This is a genomic window from Flavobacterium pasteuri, assembly GCF_048286615.1.
In the GTDB taxonomy this organism is placed as follows: Bacteria; Bacteroidota; Bacteroidia; order Flavobacteriales; family Flavobacteriaceae; genus Flavobacterium.
Genome location: NZ_JBLVPN010000004.1, coordinates 1 through 17801, shown reverse-complemented (window position 1 = coordinate 17801; position 17801 = coordinate 1). Strand labels below are relative to the sequence as shown.

Here is a 17801-nt window from a genome sequence, read left to right as displayed (position 1 = left end):
GGTTTATTTTTACTGATAAATAATAACTCACTATTAATCACGTTAAAAAAACGATGAGAAAAATACTTTTGGTTTATTTAAGCCTGATTCCTTTTGTTTGTATTGCTCAAATTAAAGACAACGCAGTAATTGAATGGACAGACAAAAAAGAAATGTCCTACGGCGATTTTAAAGTCATTATCCCTCAATTTTCTGAAAACAACTTTCATTATGATGCTTCTCAAAAGGCATTGCTTTATACTTTAAAAATAAAAGAAGCAGTCTCTTTTAACGAAGGAAAAGTCATAATAACAAATATTACGTACGAAACAATCACAACTGATCAACTTGGCGATTTGGATTCTAAAAACATTCCTAAAACCATAAATTCAAATCTAAGAGTAAATATTTCAAGAGACACCAAAGAAGCTTTCATTACGCTATCACCGATAATTAAAGACGACTTCGGATTCAAACGAATTACGTCTTTTTCCTATGAAGTGGAAAACAACAGTAATAGAATTTCACAATCCAGCAAAAGTGCCAACACAAATAGCATCGTCAATTCTGTTTTAGCAACAGGCAACTGGTATCAATTTTACATTGAAAAATCCGGTGTGTATAAAATCACTAAAACTTTTTTACAACAATTAGGATTAGACGTAAATACATTAGATCCTCGAAAAATAAAAATTTATGGTAATGGCGGACGAATGCTTCCTTTATCAAACAGTGTTCTTTATCCAATTGACCTAACCGAAAATGCAATTCAAATTGATGGTGAAGCTGACGGAATTTTCAACAACGACGACTACATTCTTTTTTATGGCGAAGGAGTTGATACTTGGAATACCGAAAGTCTGACCTTTACTAATTTGTACGATACAAAATCCTATTATTACATTACTGTTCAGGGCACCGATGGAAAAAGAATCACTCCTATAGCTCAACCTCCCGGAAACAGTACTTTAACCGTAACTTCTTTTGACGATCATCAGTACCACGAAGTAGACCTTATTAATATAGCGCGATTAGGTCGTCAATGGTTTGGCGAATCATTTGAAGTTAAAGACGAACAGGAATTCGATTTTACTTTCCCTAATATTGACTCTGCAACTCCTGTAAAACTGATGCTAACCGCTGCATCAGCTGCATTCACTCCTACTTCTTTGAATGCGACTGCAAACGGTACAGCAGCCGGAACTATTTCTTTCCCTGCTTTAAATAACAATACCGAAACGGAGTTTTATTTAGGCTCTTTACCAAACAACACCAGTTTCAACGGTACAGAAAACATTAAAATAAAATTGAAATACAATAACAATGGTGTTCCAGGTTCCAAAGGTTTTCTGGACAACATCAGACTTATCGCCAAACGAAAACTGCAAGGCTACGGAAAACAATTTCATTTTCTATACGACCAATCCAGTTCAAATTTTGGGATTGTGAATTACAGCATCTCAAACACAGCAAATATTCCACAAATCTGGGATGTTACTGATATTTATAATGTAACCAAAATCGAAAATTCCAATCAGAGCACAATAAATTTCAAAGCAAACTTAGGAGAGCTCAGAAAATATATCGCTTTAGATGCTGCGGACTATTACACCCCTTTAAAAGATACCAGATCGAAAATTGCGAATCAAAATCTAAAAGGAACATTATTTAGAAACGGACAAAGTCAATTTCAAGACATCGATTACGTGATTATAACACCAACCTTTCTAGCTACTCAAGCTGAAAAACTAGCTACTTTCCATCGCACCCAATCCGGTTTAAATGTAAAAGTAATTCCTTTAGAATCCATATATCAAGAATTTTCATCCGGAAAACAAGATGTTGCTGCAATACGAAATTGCATCAAATACATCTACGAAAACGCTTCTGTACCAGAGAAAAGAGTAAAATTTGTCAATCTTTTTGGGGATGCCTCATATGATTTTAAAAACAGAATCTCAAATAACACTAATGTTGTACCTATTTATCACGCTTTAAACAGCAGCACAACTGGCGAATCATCCTTTGCCTCGGATGATTTTTTTGGACTGATGGACCCAACAGAAGGAAATGTTGTGTCGTATTTTGGAGGAATAGATATTGCAGTAGGCAGAATGTTAGTCAATGATGCTAAACAGGCTGACGAAATGGTAAAAAAAGTAATAGAATATCATGATCTAAAATCCTACGGAAGCTGGAGAAACAACTTCGCATTAGTTTCTGATGATTCAGACATCCTATCTGATGCCAGTTTACAAAACAGGCAAAACATCCTTGCAAACACAATTACTACCGAGAAACCATTTTTAAATGTAACTAAAATTCTTTTAGATTCTTATGTACAAGAAGCATCAGCAGGAGGTTCCAGATATCCAAAAGCTAGAACGGACTTCTTCAATGCTTTCGAAAAAGGGGCTTTGGTATTTAATTATTTAGGACATGGCGGCGAAGATGGCTTATCAAGCGAACGCATTTGGGAAAAATCAGACGGACAAAACTTAAGCAATCAATATAAGTATCCTTTATTCATAACTATTACTTGTGAATTTTCACGTTTTGACAATCCTTTAAGACCAACAGCTGGAGAATATACATATTGGAACCCAAAAGGCGGTGCAATAGCAATGATTACTACCATTCGTTCTATTGGGCAATTCAGCGCAGAAAATTTCAATGACTTGCTGACAAGAAATTTATTATCATACAATTCAAATCAATATACTTCAATTGCAGAAGCACTGCGAATTTCAAAAAATAGCAATCCAAATTCAGCAACCAATGTTGTTTTTTATATTGGCGATCCAGCATTAATGCTTGCTATTCCAAAACCCAAAATTAGATTAACTAAAGTAAATGACATTCCAGTTACCCAAACCATTGACGACTTCAAATCATTGGCAAAAATGAAACTAACCGGAGAAGTTACAGATGAAAACAATAACTTGTTAACTAATTATAACGGAGAAGTTTCTACAACTATTTTTGACAAAACAGTTTCAAGAACAACATATAACAATGACGGTAATAGTCCGCCTATTAATTTCAATGTTTTAGGAGAAACAATATTCAGAGGAAACGCATCAGTCACTAATGGTCAGTTTGAGTTTAGTTTTGTTGTACCAAGAGACATTAGAGTCCCATTGGCCAACGGAAGGATTAGTTTTTATTCCAAAAAAAATCAATTATTACAGAACGAAACCGGGTACGATTCAACAATAAAAATAGGCGGAATAAATGAAAATGCAACCGCAGACAATATTAGTCCAAGAGTTAAGTTATATATGAATGACGAGACTTTTGTTTCTGGCGGAATAACTAATGAATCCCCATTTCTTGTTGCACTGCTTGAAGATGAAAACGGAATAAATACGGCAAGCGGAATAGGCCATGATATTGTTGCTATTCTTGATGGAGATGTAAGTAATCCCTTTGTACTGAATGATTATTATCAAACAACACTAGACGATTTTAAAAGTGGAATGCTCCGATTTCCGTTGCGCAATTTAGCTCCCGGATTACACACCATAACACTCAAAGCGTGGGATGTATATAACAACCCGATAACCGCTGAGATTCAGTTTATTGTGGTGGGTGATGAAACGATAACTTTGACACATGTGTTGAATTATCCAAATCCGTTTGTTAATTATACTGAGTTTTGGTTTACACACAACAGACCATTTGAACCATTGGACGTTCAGGTTCAAGTAATGACAGTAACAGGGAAAGTGATTTGGACGAAAAATCAAATTATTACAACTGAAGGATTTTTATCAAAAGAAATCACTTGGAATGGCAAGGATGATTTTGGAGATAAAATAGGGAAAGGCATTTATGTCTACAAACTAACTGTCAAATCAAGTTTAACAAATAAGAAAGTTGAAAAATTTGAAAAACTTGTAATACTTTAATAAAATATTATATTTGTTTAATAAAACTCCATACAATAATGAAAAAAATAACATTACTTTTTATCTTTTTATTTGTAATTTCTTTCACAAAAGCACAAGATAGAGTTATAAACCCGGGGGTTCCCTTTTTATTAGTCGCAGCCGACGCTAGAGCTGCAGGTATGGCAGACATAGGAGTTGCAACATCAGCCGATGCTTTTTCACAACAATGGAATCCGGCAAAATATGCCTTTGCAACGGACCAAAAAGGATTTTCTATAAGCTACACACCATACCTTACTGCACTGGTTAATGATATATCACTAGGACAATTGACCTATTACCAAAAACTGAACGAAAGAAGTGCCTTTGCAGGAAGCCTTCGCTACTTTGGATTAGGAGATATTGAATTACGTCAAACAGGAGATCCTACTGAAGACTTCCCTACAGTATCTCCAAACGAGTTTGCCATTGATGGTTCTTATTCCTTAAAGCTAAGTGAGAAATTCTCTATGGCTATTGCAGGACGATTTATCAACTCTAATCTAAAAGTAGCTTCAGATAATAACGATGCCTCATCTGCAAGTACATTTGCTGTAGATATAGCTGGTTTTTACCAATCCGAAGAAATAGCATACAACGAATTCAACGGAAGATGGAGAGCAGGATTTAATATTCAAAATTTAGGTCCAAAAATCAGTTATGATAATGATGATTTTAACAATAACTTTTTACCCGCTAATTTAAAAATAGGAACTGGTTTTGACTTTATTTTAGACGACTATAATAAGGTTGCTATCAATGTTGAATTTAATAAATTGTTAGTTCCAACACCTCAATTTCCAGCTGATTTAAATGGTGATGGAGACACAACCGATGAAGGAGAATCTGGCAGTTCAGAAGACTTTAATAACTACCGTTCCATCGGATGGACTTCTGGGGTTTTCAAATCATTTGGTGATGCTCCTGATGGATTCAGCGAAGAGCTAAAAGAAGTCACCTATGCTGTAGGTGCAGAATATTTATACCAAGATTCTTTTGCAATGCGTTTGGGCTATTTTCACGAAAGTCCGCTAAAAGGAGCTCGCCAATTTTTATCGCTTGGAGCAGGTTTCAAATACAATGTAGTCAAAGTAGATGTTTCATATTTATTCTCAGCATCTAAAACGCCAAACCCTTTAGAAAACACACTGCGTTTTTCTCTTACCTTCAATTTTGGAGAAAAATATGACGAGTATTAAACATAAATAAAATCCACAAATAATAATCCAAATTTCAATCCCGAAGCATCGGGATGAAATTTGGATTTTTTTTCCTTAAAAAAGCATGAAAGAAATAACAATTACCACTCAATTCAAAGCATTCGATTCTATTCAAGAGTTACCAAATGATATTCAGGATTTAATGACACAAGCCGTTGAAGTTCGAAAAAATGCTTATGCACCCTATTCAAAATTCAGAGTTGGAGCTGCAATTTTTTTAGACAACGGTAAAACTGTACTAGGTTCAAACCAAGAAAACGCAGCCTATCCTTCGGGACTCTGTGCGGAACGTGTCGCTATTTTTTATGCCGGAGCAATGTATCCAGAAGCCAAAATTTTAAAAATGGCAATTACAGCTGCCTCAGACTCAAACCAAACTACAGCTCCAATTCCACCTTGTGGCTCTTGCAGACAATCAATTGCAGAATATGAAATCAAACAAGAGACCCCTATAGAAATCTATTTTATGGGAGAAATTGGTGCAATTTATAAATCAGAATCCCTAAAAAACTTGCTTCCATTTATGTTCGATAAAAAATTCTTGTAAAAATTCCAAAAATTACCTATTAAATTTTAGTTCTTACTTGGAATGTCTTATTTTTGCATTTCGCAAATTTGTGGGAGGAAACTATTTTGCGTTATAGGTACAAATTGATAATACAATAACACTTTAGCAAAAGAAAAATTCAGATGAAAGAAGTTACAAAAGAAGTATATTTAAAGTGGTATGAAGATATGCTGCTTTGGAGAAAGTTTGAGGACAAACTTGCAGCATTATACATCCAACAAAAAGTTAGAGGATTTCTACATTTATACAATGGTCAAGAGGCTGTATTAGCTGGTGCATTGCACGCAATGGACTTGACAAAAGATAAAATGATTACTGCTTATAGAAATCACGTTCAACCAATAGGTATGGGAGTTGATCCTAGACGCGTAATGGCAGAACTTTTAGGAAAAGTTACCGGAACTTCAAAAGGCATGGGTGGTTCTATGCACATCTTTTCAAAAGAGCACCGTTTTTATGGTGGACATGGAATTGTAGGAGGACAAATTCCTGTAGGTGCAGGATTAGCTTTTGCAGACAAATATTTTGAAACTGGCGGTGTTACTATGACTTATTTTGGTGATGGCGCAGCACGTCAAGGCTCTTTACACGAAGCTTTTAACATGGCCATGTTATGGAAACTTCCAGTTGTATTTATTGTTGAAAACAATGGATATGCCATGGGAACTTCTGTAGAAAGAACAGCCAATCATACTGATATCTGGAAATTAGGTTTAGGCTACGAAATGCCTTGTGGACCAGTTGACGGAATGAACCCTGTAAAAGTTGCTGAAGCAATGACTGAAGCAATTGACAGAGCACGTCGTGGAGACGGACCAACTTTCTTAGAAATGAAAACATACCGTTATAGAGGTCACTCTATGTCGGATGCACAATTATACCGTTCGAAAGAAGAAGTAGAAGAGTACAAAAAAATTGATCCAATTACTCAAGTTTTAGATGTAATTAAAGATCAAAAATATGCTACAGAAGAAGAAATCGAAGTAATTGATCAAAGAGTAAAAGATTTAGTGGAAGAATGTGTAACATTTGCCGAAGAATCTGAATACCCACCAATTCAACAGCTATACGATGTAGTATACGAACAAGAGAACTATCCATTTTTACCTCATAAACTATAAATCAATTATGGCAACAATAATTACAATGCCTCGTTTGAGCGATACGATGACGGAAGGAACGGTAGCGACTTGGCTAAAAAAAGTAGGTGATAAAGTAAGCGAAGGAGATATCCTTGCAGAAATTGAAACTGACAAAGCAACAATGGAATTTGAGTCTTTCAACGAAGGAACACTTTTACACATAGGAATCCCTGCAGGTGAAACTGCACCGGTTGACTCATTATTAGCAATTATAGGAAAAGAAGGCGAGGATATTTCAGCATTATTAGCAGGAAAACCAGCTGATGCAGCTCCAGCTAATGAAGAAACAAAAGTTACTGAAGAAACAGCAACTACTCCTGAAGTTACTAAAGCTGCAGCACCTGCAACAGCTTCATTACCAAAAGGAGTTGTAGTTATCACGATGCCTCGTTTAAGCGACACCATGACAGAAGGAACAGTAGCTACTTGGTTGAAAAAAGTAGGTGATGCTGTTGCTGAGGGTGACATTCTTGCTGAAATCGAAACCGATAAAGCTACAATGGAATTCGAATCTTTCAACGAAGGAACTTTATTATATGTAGGAATCGAAGAAGGCAATACTGCACCTGTTGATAGCCTTTTGGCAATCATTGGACCTGCAGGAACTGATATTAGCGGAATTGCTGAAAACTACAAAACTGGCGGAGCGACACAAGCTGCTCCTGCAGTGGCAGAAGAAAAAGAAGTTGCTTCAACAGAAAAAGCTTCGGAACCAATCGTTCAAGAACCATCAACTGACGGTCAACGAATTTTAGCATCACCATTAGCAAAGAAAATTGCAAGTGACAAAGGAATTCAATTAACACAAGTAAAAGGTTCTGGTGAAAACGGACGCATTGTAAAAAGCGATATCGAAAACTTCACACCACAAACTAGCGCTGCTCAAGCACCGCCAAGTGCTGCTCCAGCCAAAGCAGAAACTGTTGCTGCTGCAAAACCATTTGTTCCAGCAGGAGAAGTTTTCACAGAAGAAATCAAGAATTCGCAAATGCGAAAAATCATTGCTAAACGTTTAGCAGAATCTTTATTCACAGCACCACATTACAACTTAGTAATAGAGGTAACTATGGACGAAGCAATGAAATCAAGAGCTATCATTAACAGCGTTCCTGATACAAAAGTATCATTCAACGATATGGTGATAAAAGCGTGTGCATTAGCATTGAAAAAACATCCAAAAATAAATTCTCAATGGAGAGAAGATGCTATCATCATCAACCATCACGTAAATATTGGAGTAGCTGTAGCTGTTGAAGACGGATTAGTAGTTCCAGTATTACGTTTTACAGACGCTATGAGTTTATCTCAAATTGGTGGAAATGTCAGAGATCTTGCAGGAAGAGCTAAAAACAAAAAATTATTACCTACAGAAATGGAAGGAAGTACTTTTACAGTTTCTAATCTTGGAATGTTTGGTATTACAGAATTCAACTCAATCATCAATCAACCTAATTCTGCTATCCTATCCGTAGGAGCTATTGTAGAAAAACCGGTTGTGAAAAATGGTCAGATTGTTGTAGGAAACACAATGATGTTATCTTTAGCTTGCGACCATAGAACAATTGATGGTGCAACTGGAGCTCAATTTTTACAAACATTGAAACAATTTATAGAAAACCCTGTTACTATGCTTGCGTAATAACTCTGTTTTTAAAACACACATCCCGTCTTGTTTAAAAACTTGACGGGATTTTTTATTTTATTTATTCTTCGCCTCAATCCAACGCGACATATATTTAGTACTTTTTAAAGTATGGTGTTGCAACATCGCCCCCATAAAATTGCTCAACCGATGTTGCTCAAAATTAGATCGTAAAAATTCTATTTTAGTACTAAAGTCAGTTTCGAATAAAATTTTAGAATATCGTTGATTAATAATGGCAATTCCATTTTGTTGGGCTTTAAGCCAAATTGTTTTGTCTTGATACAATTGTACTGCTCTATCCGCAAAATCAGCAATATCAGTCGTAATAAAACCGTTCCATGGCAACCCACCATGCATGGATTCTGAACCAATAGAAGTCGTTACGCTTGGTGTTCCGCATTGCATCGCTTCCAATAATTTTCCTTTAATACCGGCACCAAAACGCAAGGGAGCCAAAACAACACGCGATTCGCGAACAACTTCTTGAGCATCAATAGCTCGTCCCATTATTAAAAAGCCTTCTTTCTTATTATGTAATTCTAGTACTTTTTGCGACGGATAAGCACCATAAACGTTCAAAACAGCTTCTGGCACTTGCTTTTTTATTAAAGGCCAAATCGTTTCCTTTAAATACTGAACCGCATTCCAATTGGGCTCATGAAGAAAATTCCCAATGAAAACAAAATCTTTTCGATTTTCGAAAGAAGGCAGTTCCTCCATTTCAGAACTGATGATTGGTTCCAATAAAAAAGGCAAATAATACAATAAAGAAATATCTATTTTAAATGCAGATTCTAATAATTCCATTTCAAATTCGGAAATCATCAAAGACAAATCACAACGTAAAATACTGGCGATTTCGCGTTTCGCAACCTCTTCTACAAATAAATCAGTTGTACTAAAAGAACGATTTTCCTTAAACGCTTTCTGACGAGCCAAACGCAAACAATGTAAATCTTCAGTATCCAATATTCGCAACGCATCAGGGCAATTTTCAGCTACACGCCAACCAAATTGCTCCTCCATCATAAAACGATCAAACAAAACTAAGGATGGATTTAATTCTTTGATAAATATATCAAAACTAGAATTATTCAATTCGATTGATTTTTTATCCACTTCGTATTCTTGTAAATCAACCATGAAATCACTGTTTTGCGCAGGACTGGCAAACGTAATGCTAAAACCTTGTGCTTTAAAAAGTGATATCAGTTGCAGCATCCTTCCTCCTGCTGCTGACGAATTGGGTTCTGGCCAAACAAAACCAATAATTAAAAGCTTTTGAACTAGATTCATACTATTATAAATTTCAATTACAAAATAATGCTATTTTGAGTTCAATCTGGTCATTTAGACCAAAAATAGATTAGAAAACACTAATTTTGTTTTAATTAAATTTCATCATCATGTTAGGATTAAAATTAGCCACAGACCCGCGTTGGGTAAATATAGTTGAATCAAATATAGAAGAAATCTTGACGGATCACGCTTGGTGTGAACAAAAGGCAGCATCAAATGCGATAAGTTTGGTTACTTATAACTCCGAATTAGAAGAATTAGTAACCGAGATGCTAATCATTGCAAAAGAAGAATTAGATCATTTGCAATTAGTTCATAATTTAATCAAAAGCAAAGGATTGACTTTAGGCAGAGAAAGGAAAGATCATTATGTAAATGAACTTTTTAAGTTTATGAAAAAAGATGGGAGCCGAAAGGATGCTCTTTGTGACAGATTGCTATTTTCAGCAATGATTGAAGCAAGAAGTTGCGAGCGGTTTAAAGTTTTATCAGAAAACATAAAAGATGTTGAATTAGCCACTTTTTATAGAGATCTAATGATTTCTGAAGCGGGACATTACACCACTTTTTTGGGCTTTGCAAGAAAATATGCCGACAATATTGATGTAGACAAAAGATGGAAGGAATGGATTGAATTTGAAACTTCAATTATCACTAACTATGGTAAACAAGAAACTATCCACGGTTAAATAAAAATATAATAGTAAACAAAAAAGGATGCTTTTCGGCATCCTTTTTTGTTTACTCAAAATCCAGCACATCATTTTACAAACATAAACTCAGATCGTCTGTTTAAGGCATATTCTAATTCAGTACATTTATCTTGACAATCAATTTTTGGTAGTGATTCACCGTATCCCGTTCCTATAATCCTGTCGGAATTGATCCCTTTAGAAATAACATAAGCAACAGTAGATTGCGCTCTTCTCTCAGATAAATCTAAATTATACTCATCCTTTCCTCTGGAATCAGTATGCGCTTTTACATGAATTTTAATTGCATCGTTTTGTGACATAACATAAACTAATTTATCAAGTTCTACTGCGCCGCGATCTGTAATATCACTTTTGTTAGAGTGAAAATAAATAGGATTTAATATAATTTCTGTTTCTGTAACAATAACATCAATAGGCTCTAATGCTGCTTCAATATATATTTTGCCTTGTTCACTTATTGCAGAAAATGATTTAGTTACAAAACCATCTTGAAAAACTTCTAATTTATACGGCTTTTTACATTCTACATTATAAATAACTTCACCACTACGATTTGTCATTTGGGAGTCAATAATAGTATTGTTTACATCTAAAACTACTACTTTGGAATTTGCTAAAAAAGCTGCCGTTTTAGCATTTTTCACAACGACAGAAATTTGGGCCTTACAAATTGGAGTCGCACTATAAATATCATCTTTACCGGAACGATTACTAGATACAAATCCTATATTTTTATCTGTATTGAAAGTAAAAGCGAAATCATCTTTCTCCGTATTTATTGGTTTTCCAAGATTATTGGGTTCCCAATTTTTATTTAAATCAACAGAAAAAACGTCTAAACCTCCAAAACCCGTTAGTCCATTTGAAGCGAAATACAAAATAGAATCATCAGTTACAAAAGGAAAATTCTCATCTTCAACTGTGTTAATTTTATTTCCCAAATTTTCTGGTATTCCAAATGTTCCATCAGCATTCACTGTTACTTTCCAAATGTCCGTTCCTCCAATTGAGCCAAGCATATTAGACGCAAAATAAAGCACTTTGCCATCTTTGTCTATGGATGGATTCCCCATAGAAAAACTCTTACTATTGAACGGCAATGGAGTAACGGCTCCCCATTTACCATTATCTTTAACTGCTTTGTAAAGATTCACTTGACCAAACTTTAGCTTGTGCGTTTTATCTTTCTCGAATAATTTATCTTGAAAACTTTCACTTGAAAAGTAAATAACATTACCATCTTTGGTCATTGTTACCGGACCTTCATGAAACCTACTGTTTAATTCATTAACAGGAATTGGCTCTGAATAACTCCCATCAGAATTATAAGTAGACTGAAAAATATCTAAATAAGGTTCGTTATTCCAACCGTATATTTTGTTGCTTTCATTTCTGGCACTTGCAAAATAAAGTTCATCTCCATACAGACTTGCCCCAAAATCAGATCTTTGAGAATTAACGGAAATCTTATCCGCAACAAAAAGTTTTTCTTTATTCAACAGCTCCGAAAGATAATTTGGGTTTCTATTGAATTGTTTGGCTCTCAAATCGTCTGGCACTAAACCAGAAAATATTTTCATTTGAGTATCAGACTCCGTGTATTTCCCGTTAGATTTTAAAATTTGAGCGTATCTATAATACGTTTCTGCATCCTGTTTAGTTTGTACAGTTTTTGCATACCATTTTTCGGCTTCTGCGGTATTGTGCATATAATAATAACTATAACCAAGCTGTTTAGTTACATAAGCATCTGTATTTCCTTTTTCAACTAAGGCTAAATATCCTTCGACAGCTTCAACATAATCGTAGCTTTCAAATAATTTATCTGCATTCTTAGTCTCTTTATTTTGTGCGCAAAGTGAAAAACCTGCAAGCACAAAAAACAGTAATAGTGTATTTTTTTTCATTAATTATAAAAATTATATTTTAGAAAAATCTAGGAGAACGTGAAACTTTTTTCGATTCAAATAAATCATATAATAATATGAATTCATGTGAGGATGGGGAAGTTACTTTCAAATCTGAAATAATATGATCGTAAGCATACCCTATTCGTAATTCAGGTGTAATAGCAAAATTGACCATTCCGCCAAAACTGTCTTCCAATCTATAAGTTGCTCCAATCTCAAATTTTTCTTGATATAAAAAATTGGCAGAAACATCTAAAGACGGAGATACATCAAATGCCGATTTTAACATTAATGAAGGTTTGAATTTCAATTCATAATTAACATCAAAAACATAACCAGCTGTTAAAAAATAGTGAGCTACATCTGAACCGTATTCACGTCCGTTATAATCTAAATGCGCCGATTTAATCATATTTGGAATCGAAAATGACACGTAATATTTATCTGTGTAATAAAACAATCCAGATCCTAAATTAAATGATGTGTCATTTATGTCTTCTCCAAAAACACCTTCATTAGGATCTGGCAAACTCGATTGAATATCCCTAAGTCCTACTTTGTGAAAAGAAACTCCAGCTTTTAAACCAAAAGCCAATCTTTGCGTGTCGCTTAATTTTAAAGTATAAGAGAAGTCTCCAAATACATTTTGTTCTGTTACCGGTCCAATCTTATCTGATATAAATGATAGACCAATACCAACATTCTTGCCTGCAGGAGTATGACCTGCAAAAGTAAATGAAGCGGGTGAATCTTCAATATTTACCCATTGTTTTCTATATAGAAGACCAAAAGAAATACTCTCATTAGAACCTGCATAGGCAGGATTAATAACATTCATATTATACATGTACTGAGTATAATGTGGGTCTTGTTGCGCTTTTACATCTATATAAGCAATAAGAATTAAAAGAGACATCAATATTTTTTTGTTCATATCTATTTATTTTTCGGTTTATTGGTCTATTCAAAATTTACAGACAAATAAATATATTAATTACTGTTTTTCTCTGATTAAATAAATCCAACCTGTTTTTGGTTCTCCACTATTGAATTCTATCACATAATAATAGGTAGCACTTGGAAGATCTTCTCCTTTGTTTGACTGACCTTTCCATTGGTCTGTATAATCCGACTGACTGTAAACTTTAATACCATATCTATTAAATATTTCCAGTTTTTTAACATCCATTAATCTTAAATCAAAGAAGTCATTTGAACCATTACCATCAGGAGAAATACCTTTTTGGATATTACAATAAGCAGACTCTATAAGTACTTTACTTGATGTTTCACAACCCGTATTTGTAGAAGTTACAGTAAGGGTATATGTTACAGGAAATACTACTTGTCCGCTTAGAGTTGAGGCTATAACATCAGTTACATTTAACACATTTGAATTAGTTCCTACAGGAGCTCCGAAATTATCTTTCCATTGATAAGAAACATTGTTTGGATCATATGAGCCTGATAATGGATTTGCTGTTATAACATATTCTTTATTTTCGCAATCACCTATTGTTTCAAATTGAATTTGTGGAGGAATCACGTTTATAGTTATTTCAGCACCTAGAGTTATACATGCAATACTATTTGTAAATCGCACACTCATTGTATATTTCCCTGGCGCCAAATTATTAAACACATTGCTGTTTTGGTAGCCATTACCTAAACTGTACTGAACATTTGCCTGAGTACTAATTGTAATGCTTCCTGATGGCACTAAACATGTTGGTTGCACAACTTGAACCAAAGTTGGAGTTGACGGCAATAAAGGAAGTGGATTAATAGTTACACTTGTAAGACTTTGAACTGAACATGTATTATCAGCAATATTTCTAACGTATAAAATATAATTATTTGAAGCTAATCCCGTGAACGTATTTGAAGCTTGATAGGTTGTGCCATTCAAACTATATTCTACTCCAGATTGAGTAGCTATTACAATAGTCCCAGATGTAACGGAACATGTTGGCTGAACAACCCTAGAAGTTGTTGGAACTACGGGAGGAGTTGGAATAGCATTAATAGTTACTGGAGATGTTGATGTATTTAAACAGCTAATATCAGCTGTGTTTCTTACATACAAGGTATAATTACCCGGAGCCAATCCTGTAAATGTATTTGAAGCCTGATACGTTAAACCATTTAAACTATACACTACTCCAGGTTGTGTTGTTATTACAATAGTTCCTGATTGCACAGCACATGTTGGCTGCACCGCGCTAACTGCTGTTGGTACTAGCACTATTTGTATAGGATTAATTGTTGTTCTTGATGCTGAAGAAGCGACACAAGTTGCATCCGAAAGACTTCTTACATACAAAGTATAACTAATTCCTGGAGTTAATCCTGTGAAGAGATTCGAACTTTGATACGTTATACCATCTAAACTGTACGCTACTCCTGTTTGTACAGTTATAGTAATACTTCCTGATGGTGTTCCACAGGTAGGCTGAACAACACTAGCCGTAGTTGGAACTACTGGAGGAGTTGGAATTGCATTAATTGTTGTTGATGACCCAGACGAAGTTACACAAGTTGTATCAGCTATATTTCTAACATATAAAGGATAACTTCCCGGTGCTAATCCACTGAAAGTATTTGAAGTCTGATAGGCTACACCATCTAAACTATACTCTACTCCAGTCTGTGCTGTTATCACTATACTTCCTGATGGTGTTCCGCAAGTAGGTTGAACAACACTTGCCCTTGTTGGTGTTACTGGCGGAGTTGGAATTGCATTTATATCAACTGGTGTTACTGATGAAAGTATACAAGTAGTATCTAATTTATTCCTAACATATAAGGTGTAATTTCCTGGTACTAATCCCGAAAAACTATTGGAATCTTGATAAAGGGTACCATTTATACTGTATTCAACACCAGGTTGTGTCGTAATTAAAATAGTTCCGGTTTGTAAAGCACAAGTTGGTTGTGTTATACTGGCAGACGTGGGAATAGAAACAAAATTCATTGTAATATTAGCCTCAGAATAACAAGGTGTTAATGCCGCTGAAGCAACAACAACAGGATTTGGATCTTTGCTATTATAATCTATAGCACCAATACCATAATCTAAATTACTACTTCTTTCCGGACTCAAAAATGAATTAGTAACCAACTGGCTGCCATCTTCCTTGTCATTCATAGTCAATGCAAAAAACTTAATATCTCCTGTTGTATAACCAATAAGAGATTTTAAAACTTCTACTTCAAAACCAAGACTATAATCATTAATTCCACTATTATTTTTATTAACACCCATGACAGCTGAAGGAAAACCTGTAGCAGCACTTCCCAAATAGGTTTTAACAGAAGCGCCAGTTCTTAATTCAATAACATTTGCATAATAATTATTTTCAGCTACATCTGTAGAAATAACTAAACAATAATCGGCTTGAAAATAAGAATCAAATGTACTGGGATTATTGTTAAAAATATTAAAAGCTCTCACTAATGGATCACCATCTGCTTCATCTACATAATTTGAAAAATTAAACCCTCCTAATTTGGTATCAAGAAACAGCAAAATACTTCTATTATTTCCAACTTTACCCGCAATCCCTAAAACAACTTTATCTTCTAAAGCGCTAATTTTCAAAGAATTTACATATCCTGATGAAGCATTCACAGATAATGGCGCAGAAAGAAAATTATCCTCTAAAGCTCCAGTTCCCCATGATGTCTCAGTAATAGATCCGTCCATGGTAACTGCATATCTAGTTCTAACTTTGACAACCTGTCCATCAGTTAAAGTATTAGTTGTGAACATTCTATTTGTTGACATACCTTGCATTACTACACCATCAACAGAGAATTCAAACAAATCAGCTCCTCCAGATGCAGTAAAAGTAACTGGCGTCCCAAAACATAGAGGGCTTGTTGTATTATTTGGTGGAGAAGCTGTCAAAGTAACTGCTGAAGGTGCTACATAAACAGAAGCGACAACCGGCACACGTATACTAATATCACTTCCTGATCGACTGCGTACATAATACGTTCTGGTTGAGCTAATACTCGGACTATAAACTGTCCCAGTATATATTGGAGTTACTGAAGTTTGAGAAGTAAACCATTCAATTGTTTCTGAACTATTAGCTCCAAATGCATAAACATTAACCTGAACTAAAGAAACACCATCACCACATGAACTACCAGCAGTCGTTGAAGGTGGAGTTAGAACAGCTTTAGTTTTTGAAACCCTTGATGATTTTATATTTTTTTTTATTGTATCTGGAAAAATCAATTTTGAATAAACATCAAAATTCATATCATATAATTTAACATGATTGCTTAAATTTTTTGAACTTAATGTAAACCCAAATAATATATGAAATAATAAAAATGAAAGTAATTTTTTCTTCATAAACTGATTTTTGTAGTTAATATATAACAATATAATATTTTCAATCCTTAAAAGTATTCTTTTATTTTCAATGAACAAATCAAATTTTAATAAAAATTTAACTACTTAAAAATAAAGAGGTTAAACAGCAATGTTCATAACGGAACAACACTAAAAGTTTTGGGGAAATATTAAAAGGTAGATTTTTTTTATTACAAAATTATAAATAAATGCAAGATTAATTTGGAGAATTTCTCAAATTATTATTACTCGAGATTATAGTAGCATATGTTGAACTTACCTCTTATGAAAAAGAGATGAGATACTTCACTTGTATTCGAAAGAAATCAATTAAATTCCTAAAGAATACCGTAGATCAAAATAAAGCTCCAAAGGGTTCTTTGATGAGATAATTCTTCAGGATTTCCCTATACGAGGGCATCAGTATAATTTGGTATCGCCCGTAGAAGATGGCTTAATGAGAATAATGAAAAGTAGTTTTTAGTCCCGATAGATATCGGGTGGAATATAGTAACAGACGAAACTCTTATCAAATAGTACGGTTAAAGTCTAAAAGTTGTGGGGAAATATTAAATTTGGATATTTGTATTTCAAAACTAAATAGAAATACAAGAATCATTTTTAGAACTTGTCAAATTATTATTACCAGAAATTATTGTTGATTATTTCGAACTGAATTCTTATCAAAAAGGAGAAGAAATACTTCATCTTATTTAAAGGATATAAATTCCATTCCAAAGGAATACAGAGGAAGCAAATTAAGTTACAAAGGACTTTTTGAAGAGATAACCGTTCAAGATTTCCCAATCCGCGGACACCAGTAAGGCAACATATCACAGGCAAAAGATGGCTCATTGAACAAACTGGGAAAGTAGCCTTTAGTCCCGATAGGTATCGGGAGAAATTGATTCTCCATAAATCAATTTTAATAATTTAAAAAAAACTTCAGCGGGCGTTAGCGAACTGAAGTTCCTTGTACTCAGAGCGGGACTTGAACCCGCACGAACATTGCTGTTCACTGGAT

10 protein-coding genes are annotated in these 17801 nt (G+C 34.4%); 6 read left to right on the top strand and 4 right to left on the bottom strand.

Annotated features, from left to right (window positions below; all coding sequences use genetic code 11):
• Positions 1-53: 53 nt before the first annotated feature.
• The 5 genes from porU to ACNQF6_RS06960 all read left to right on the top strand — a co-directional run bounded on the left by porU (position 54) and on the right by ACNQF6_RS06960 (position 8480).
• The gene (porU, locus tag ACNQF6_RS06980) at positions 54-3890 is read left to right on the top strand and encodes a type IX secretion system sortase PorU (RefSeq protein WP_417964522.1); all 3837 of its coding nucleotides are present in this window, start codon (positions 54-56) and stop codon (positions 3888-3890) included.
• A gap of 38 nt (positions 3891-3928) precedes the next feature.
• On the top strand, positions 3929-5110 hold the full coding sequence (porV, locus tag ACNQF6_RS06975; RefSeq protein ID WP_417964520.1) for a type IX secretion system outer membrane channel protein PorV: 1182 nt from the start codon (positions 3929-3931) through the stop codon (positions 5108-5110).
• 85 nt (positions 5111-5195) lie between these two features.
• Complete coding sequence (gene cdd, locus ACNQF6_RS06970; protein ID WP_417964518.1) at positions 5196-5678, top strand: cytidine deaminase; 483 nt, start codon at positions 5196-5198, stop codon at positions 5676-5678.
• Between the two features lie 143 nt (positions 5679-5821).
• Entirely contained in the window at positions 5822-6820 is a 999-nt protein-coding gene (gene pdhA / locus ACNQF6_RS06965; RefSeq protein ID WP_417964516.1) for a pyruvate dehydrogenase (acetyl-transferring) E1 component subunit alpha, read from the top strand.
• A gap of 7 nt (positions 6821-6827) precedes the next feature.
• Positions 6828-8480: a pyruvate dehydrogenase complex dihydrolipoamide acetyltransferase gene (locus ACNQF6_RS06960; RefSeq protein ID WP_417964514.1), complete on the top strand. Its 1653-nt coding sequence runs from the start codon at positions 6828-6830 to the stop codon at positions 8478-8480.
• A 60-nt stretch (positions 8481-8540) separates the two neighbouring features.
• On the opposite strand, the gene ACNQF6_RS06955 is transcribed toward ACNQF6_RS06960, so the two are convergent.
• Complete coding sequence (locus tag ACNQF6_RS06955) at positions 8541-9782, bottom strand: glycosyltransferase (RefSeq protein WP_417964512.1); 1242 nt, start codon at positions 9780-9782, stop codon at positions 8541-8543.
• Positions 9783-9892: 110 nt separating this feature from the next.
• On the opposite strand from ACNQF6_RS06955, the gene ACNQF6_RS06950 reads away from it, so the two are divergent.
• Entirely contained in the window at positions 9893-10474 is a 582-nt protein-coding gene (locus tag ACNQF6_RS06950; protein ID WP_099713544.1) for a MiaE family protein, read from the top strand.
• A 71-nt stretch (positions 10475-10545) separates the two neighbouring features.
• Here the strand turns inward: ACNQF6_RS06950 and ACNQF6_RS06945 are convergent, their stop codons facing one another.
• Genes ACNQF6_RS06945 through ACNQF6_RS06935 form a run of 3 tightly spaced genes read right to left on the bottom strand, consistent with a single transcriptional unit; the run spans position 10546 to position 16777 of the window.
• Complete coding sequence (locus ACNQF6_RS06945) at positions 10546-12408, bottom strand: OmpA family protein (protein WP_417964510.1); 1863 nt, start codon at positions 12406-12408, stop codon at positions 10546-10548.
• A 19-nt stretch (positions 12409-12427) separates the two neighbouring features.
• On the bottom strand, positions 12428-13345 hold the full coding sequence (locus ACNQF6_RS06940) for a PorP/SprF family type IX secretion system membrane protein (RefSeq protein ID WP_417964508.1): 918 nt from the start codon (positions 13343-13345) through the stop codon (positions 12428-12430).
• A gap of 60 nt (positions 13346-13405) precedes the next feature.
• Complete coding sequence (locus tag ACNQF6_RS06935) at positions 13406-16777, bottom strand: gliding motility-associated C-terminal domain-containing protein (RefSeq protein ID WP_417964506.1); 3372 nt, start codon at positions 16775-16777, stop codon at positions 13406-13408.
• Positions 16778-17801: the final 1024 nt, after the last annotated feature.

What these genes read in the sequence shown, in the direction of transcription:
- ACNQF6_RS06935 (WP_417964506.1), bottom strand. Translation starts at nt 16,777, where the DNA reads ATGAAGAAAAAATTACTTTCATTTTTATTATTTCATATATTATTTGGG.
- porV (WP_417964520.1), top strand. Translation starts at nt 3,929, where the DNA reads ATGAAAAAAATAACATTACTTTTTATCTTTTTATTTGTAATTTCTTTC.
- pdhA (WP_417964516.1), top strand. Translation starts at nt 5,822, where the DNA reads ATGAAAGAAGTTACAAAAGAAGTATATTTAAAGTGGTATGAAGATATG.
- ACNQF6_RS06940 (WP_417964508.1), bottom strand. Translation starts at nt 13,345, where the DNA reads ATGAACAAAAAAATATTGATGTCTCTTTTAATTCTTATTGCTTATATA.
- cdd (WP_417964518.1), top strand. Translation starts at nt 5,196, where the DNA reads ATGAAAGAAATAACAATTACCACTCAATTCAAAGCATTCGATTCTATT.
- ACNQF6_RS06955 (WP_417964512.1), bottom strand. Translation starts at nt 9,782, where the DNA reads ATGAATCTAGTTCAAAAGCTTTTAATTATTGGTTTTGTTTGGCCAGAA.
- ACNQF6_RS06960 (WP_417964514.1), top strand. Translation starts at nt 6,828, where the DNA reads ATGGCAACAATAATTACAATGCCTCGTTTGAGCGATACGATGACGGAA.
- porU (WP_417964522.1), top strand. Translation starts at nt 54, where the DNA reads ATGAGAAAAATACTTTTGGTTTATTTAAGCCTGATTCCTTTTGTTTGT.
- ACNQF6_RS06945 (WP_417964510.1), bottom strand. Translation starts at nt 12,408, where the DNA reads ATGAAAAAAAATACACTATTACTGTTTTTTGTGCTTGCAGGTTTTTCA.
- ACNQF6_RS06950 (WP_099713544.1), top strand. Translation starts at nt 9,893, where the DNA reads ATGTTAGGATTAAAATTAGCCACAGACCCGCGTTGGGTAAATATAGTT.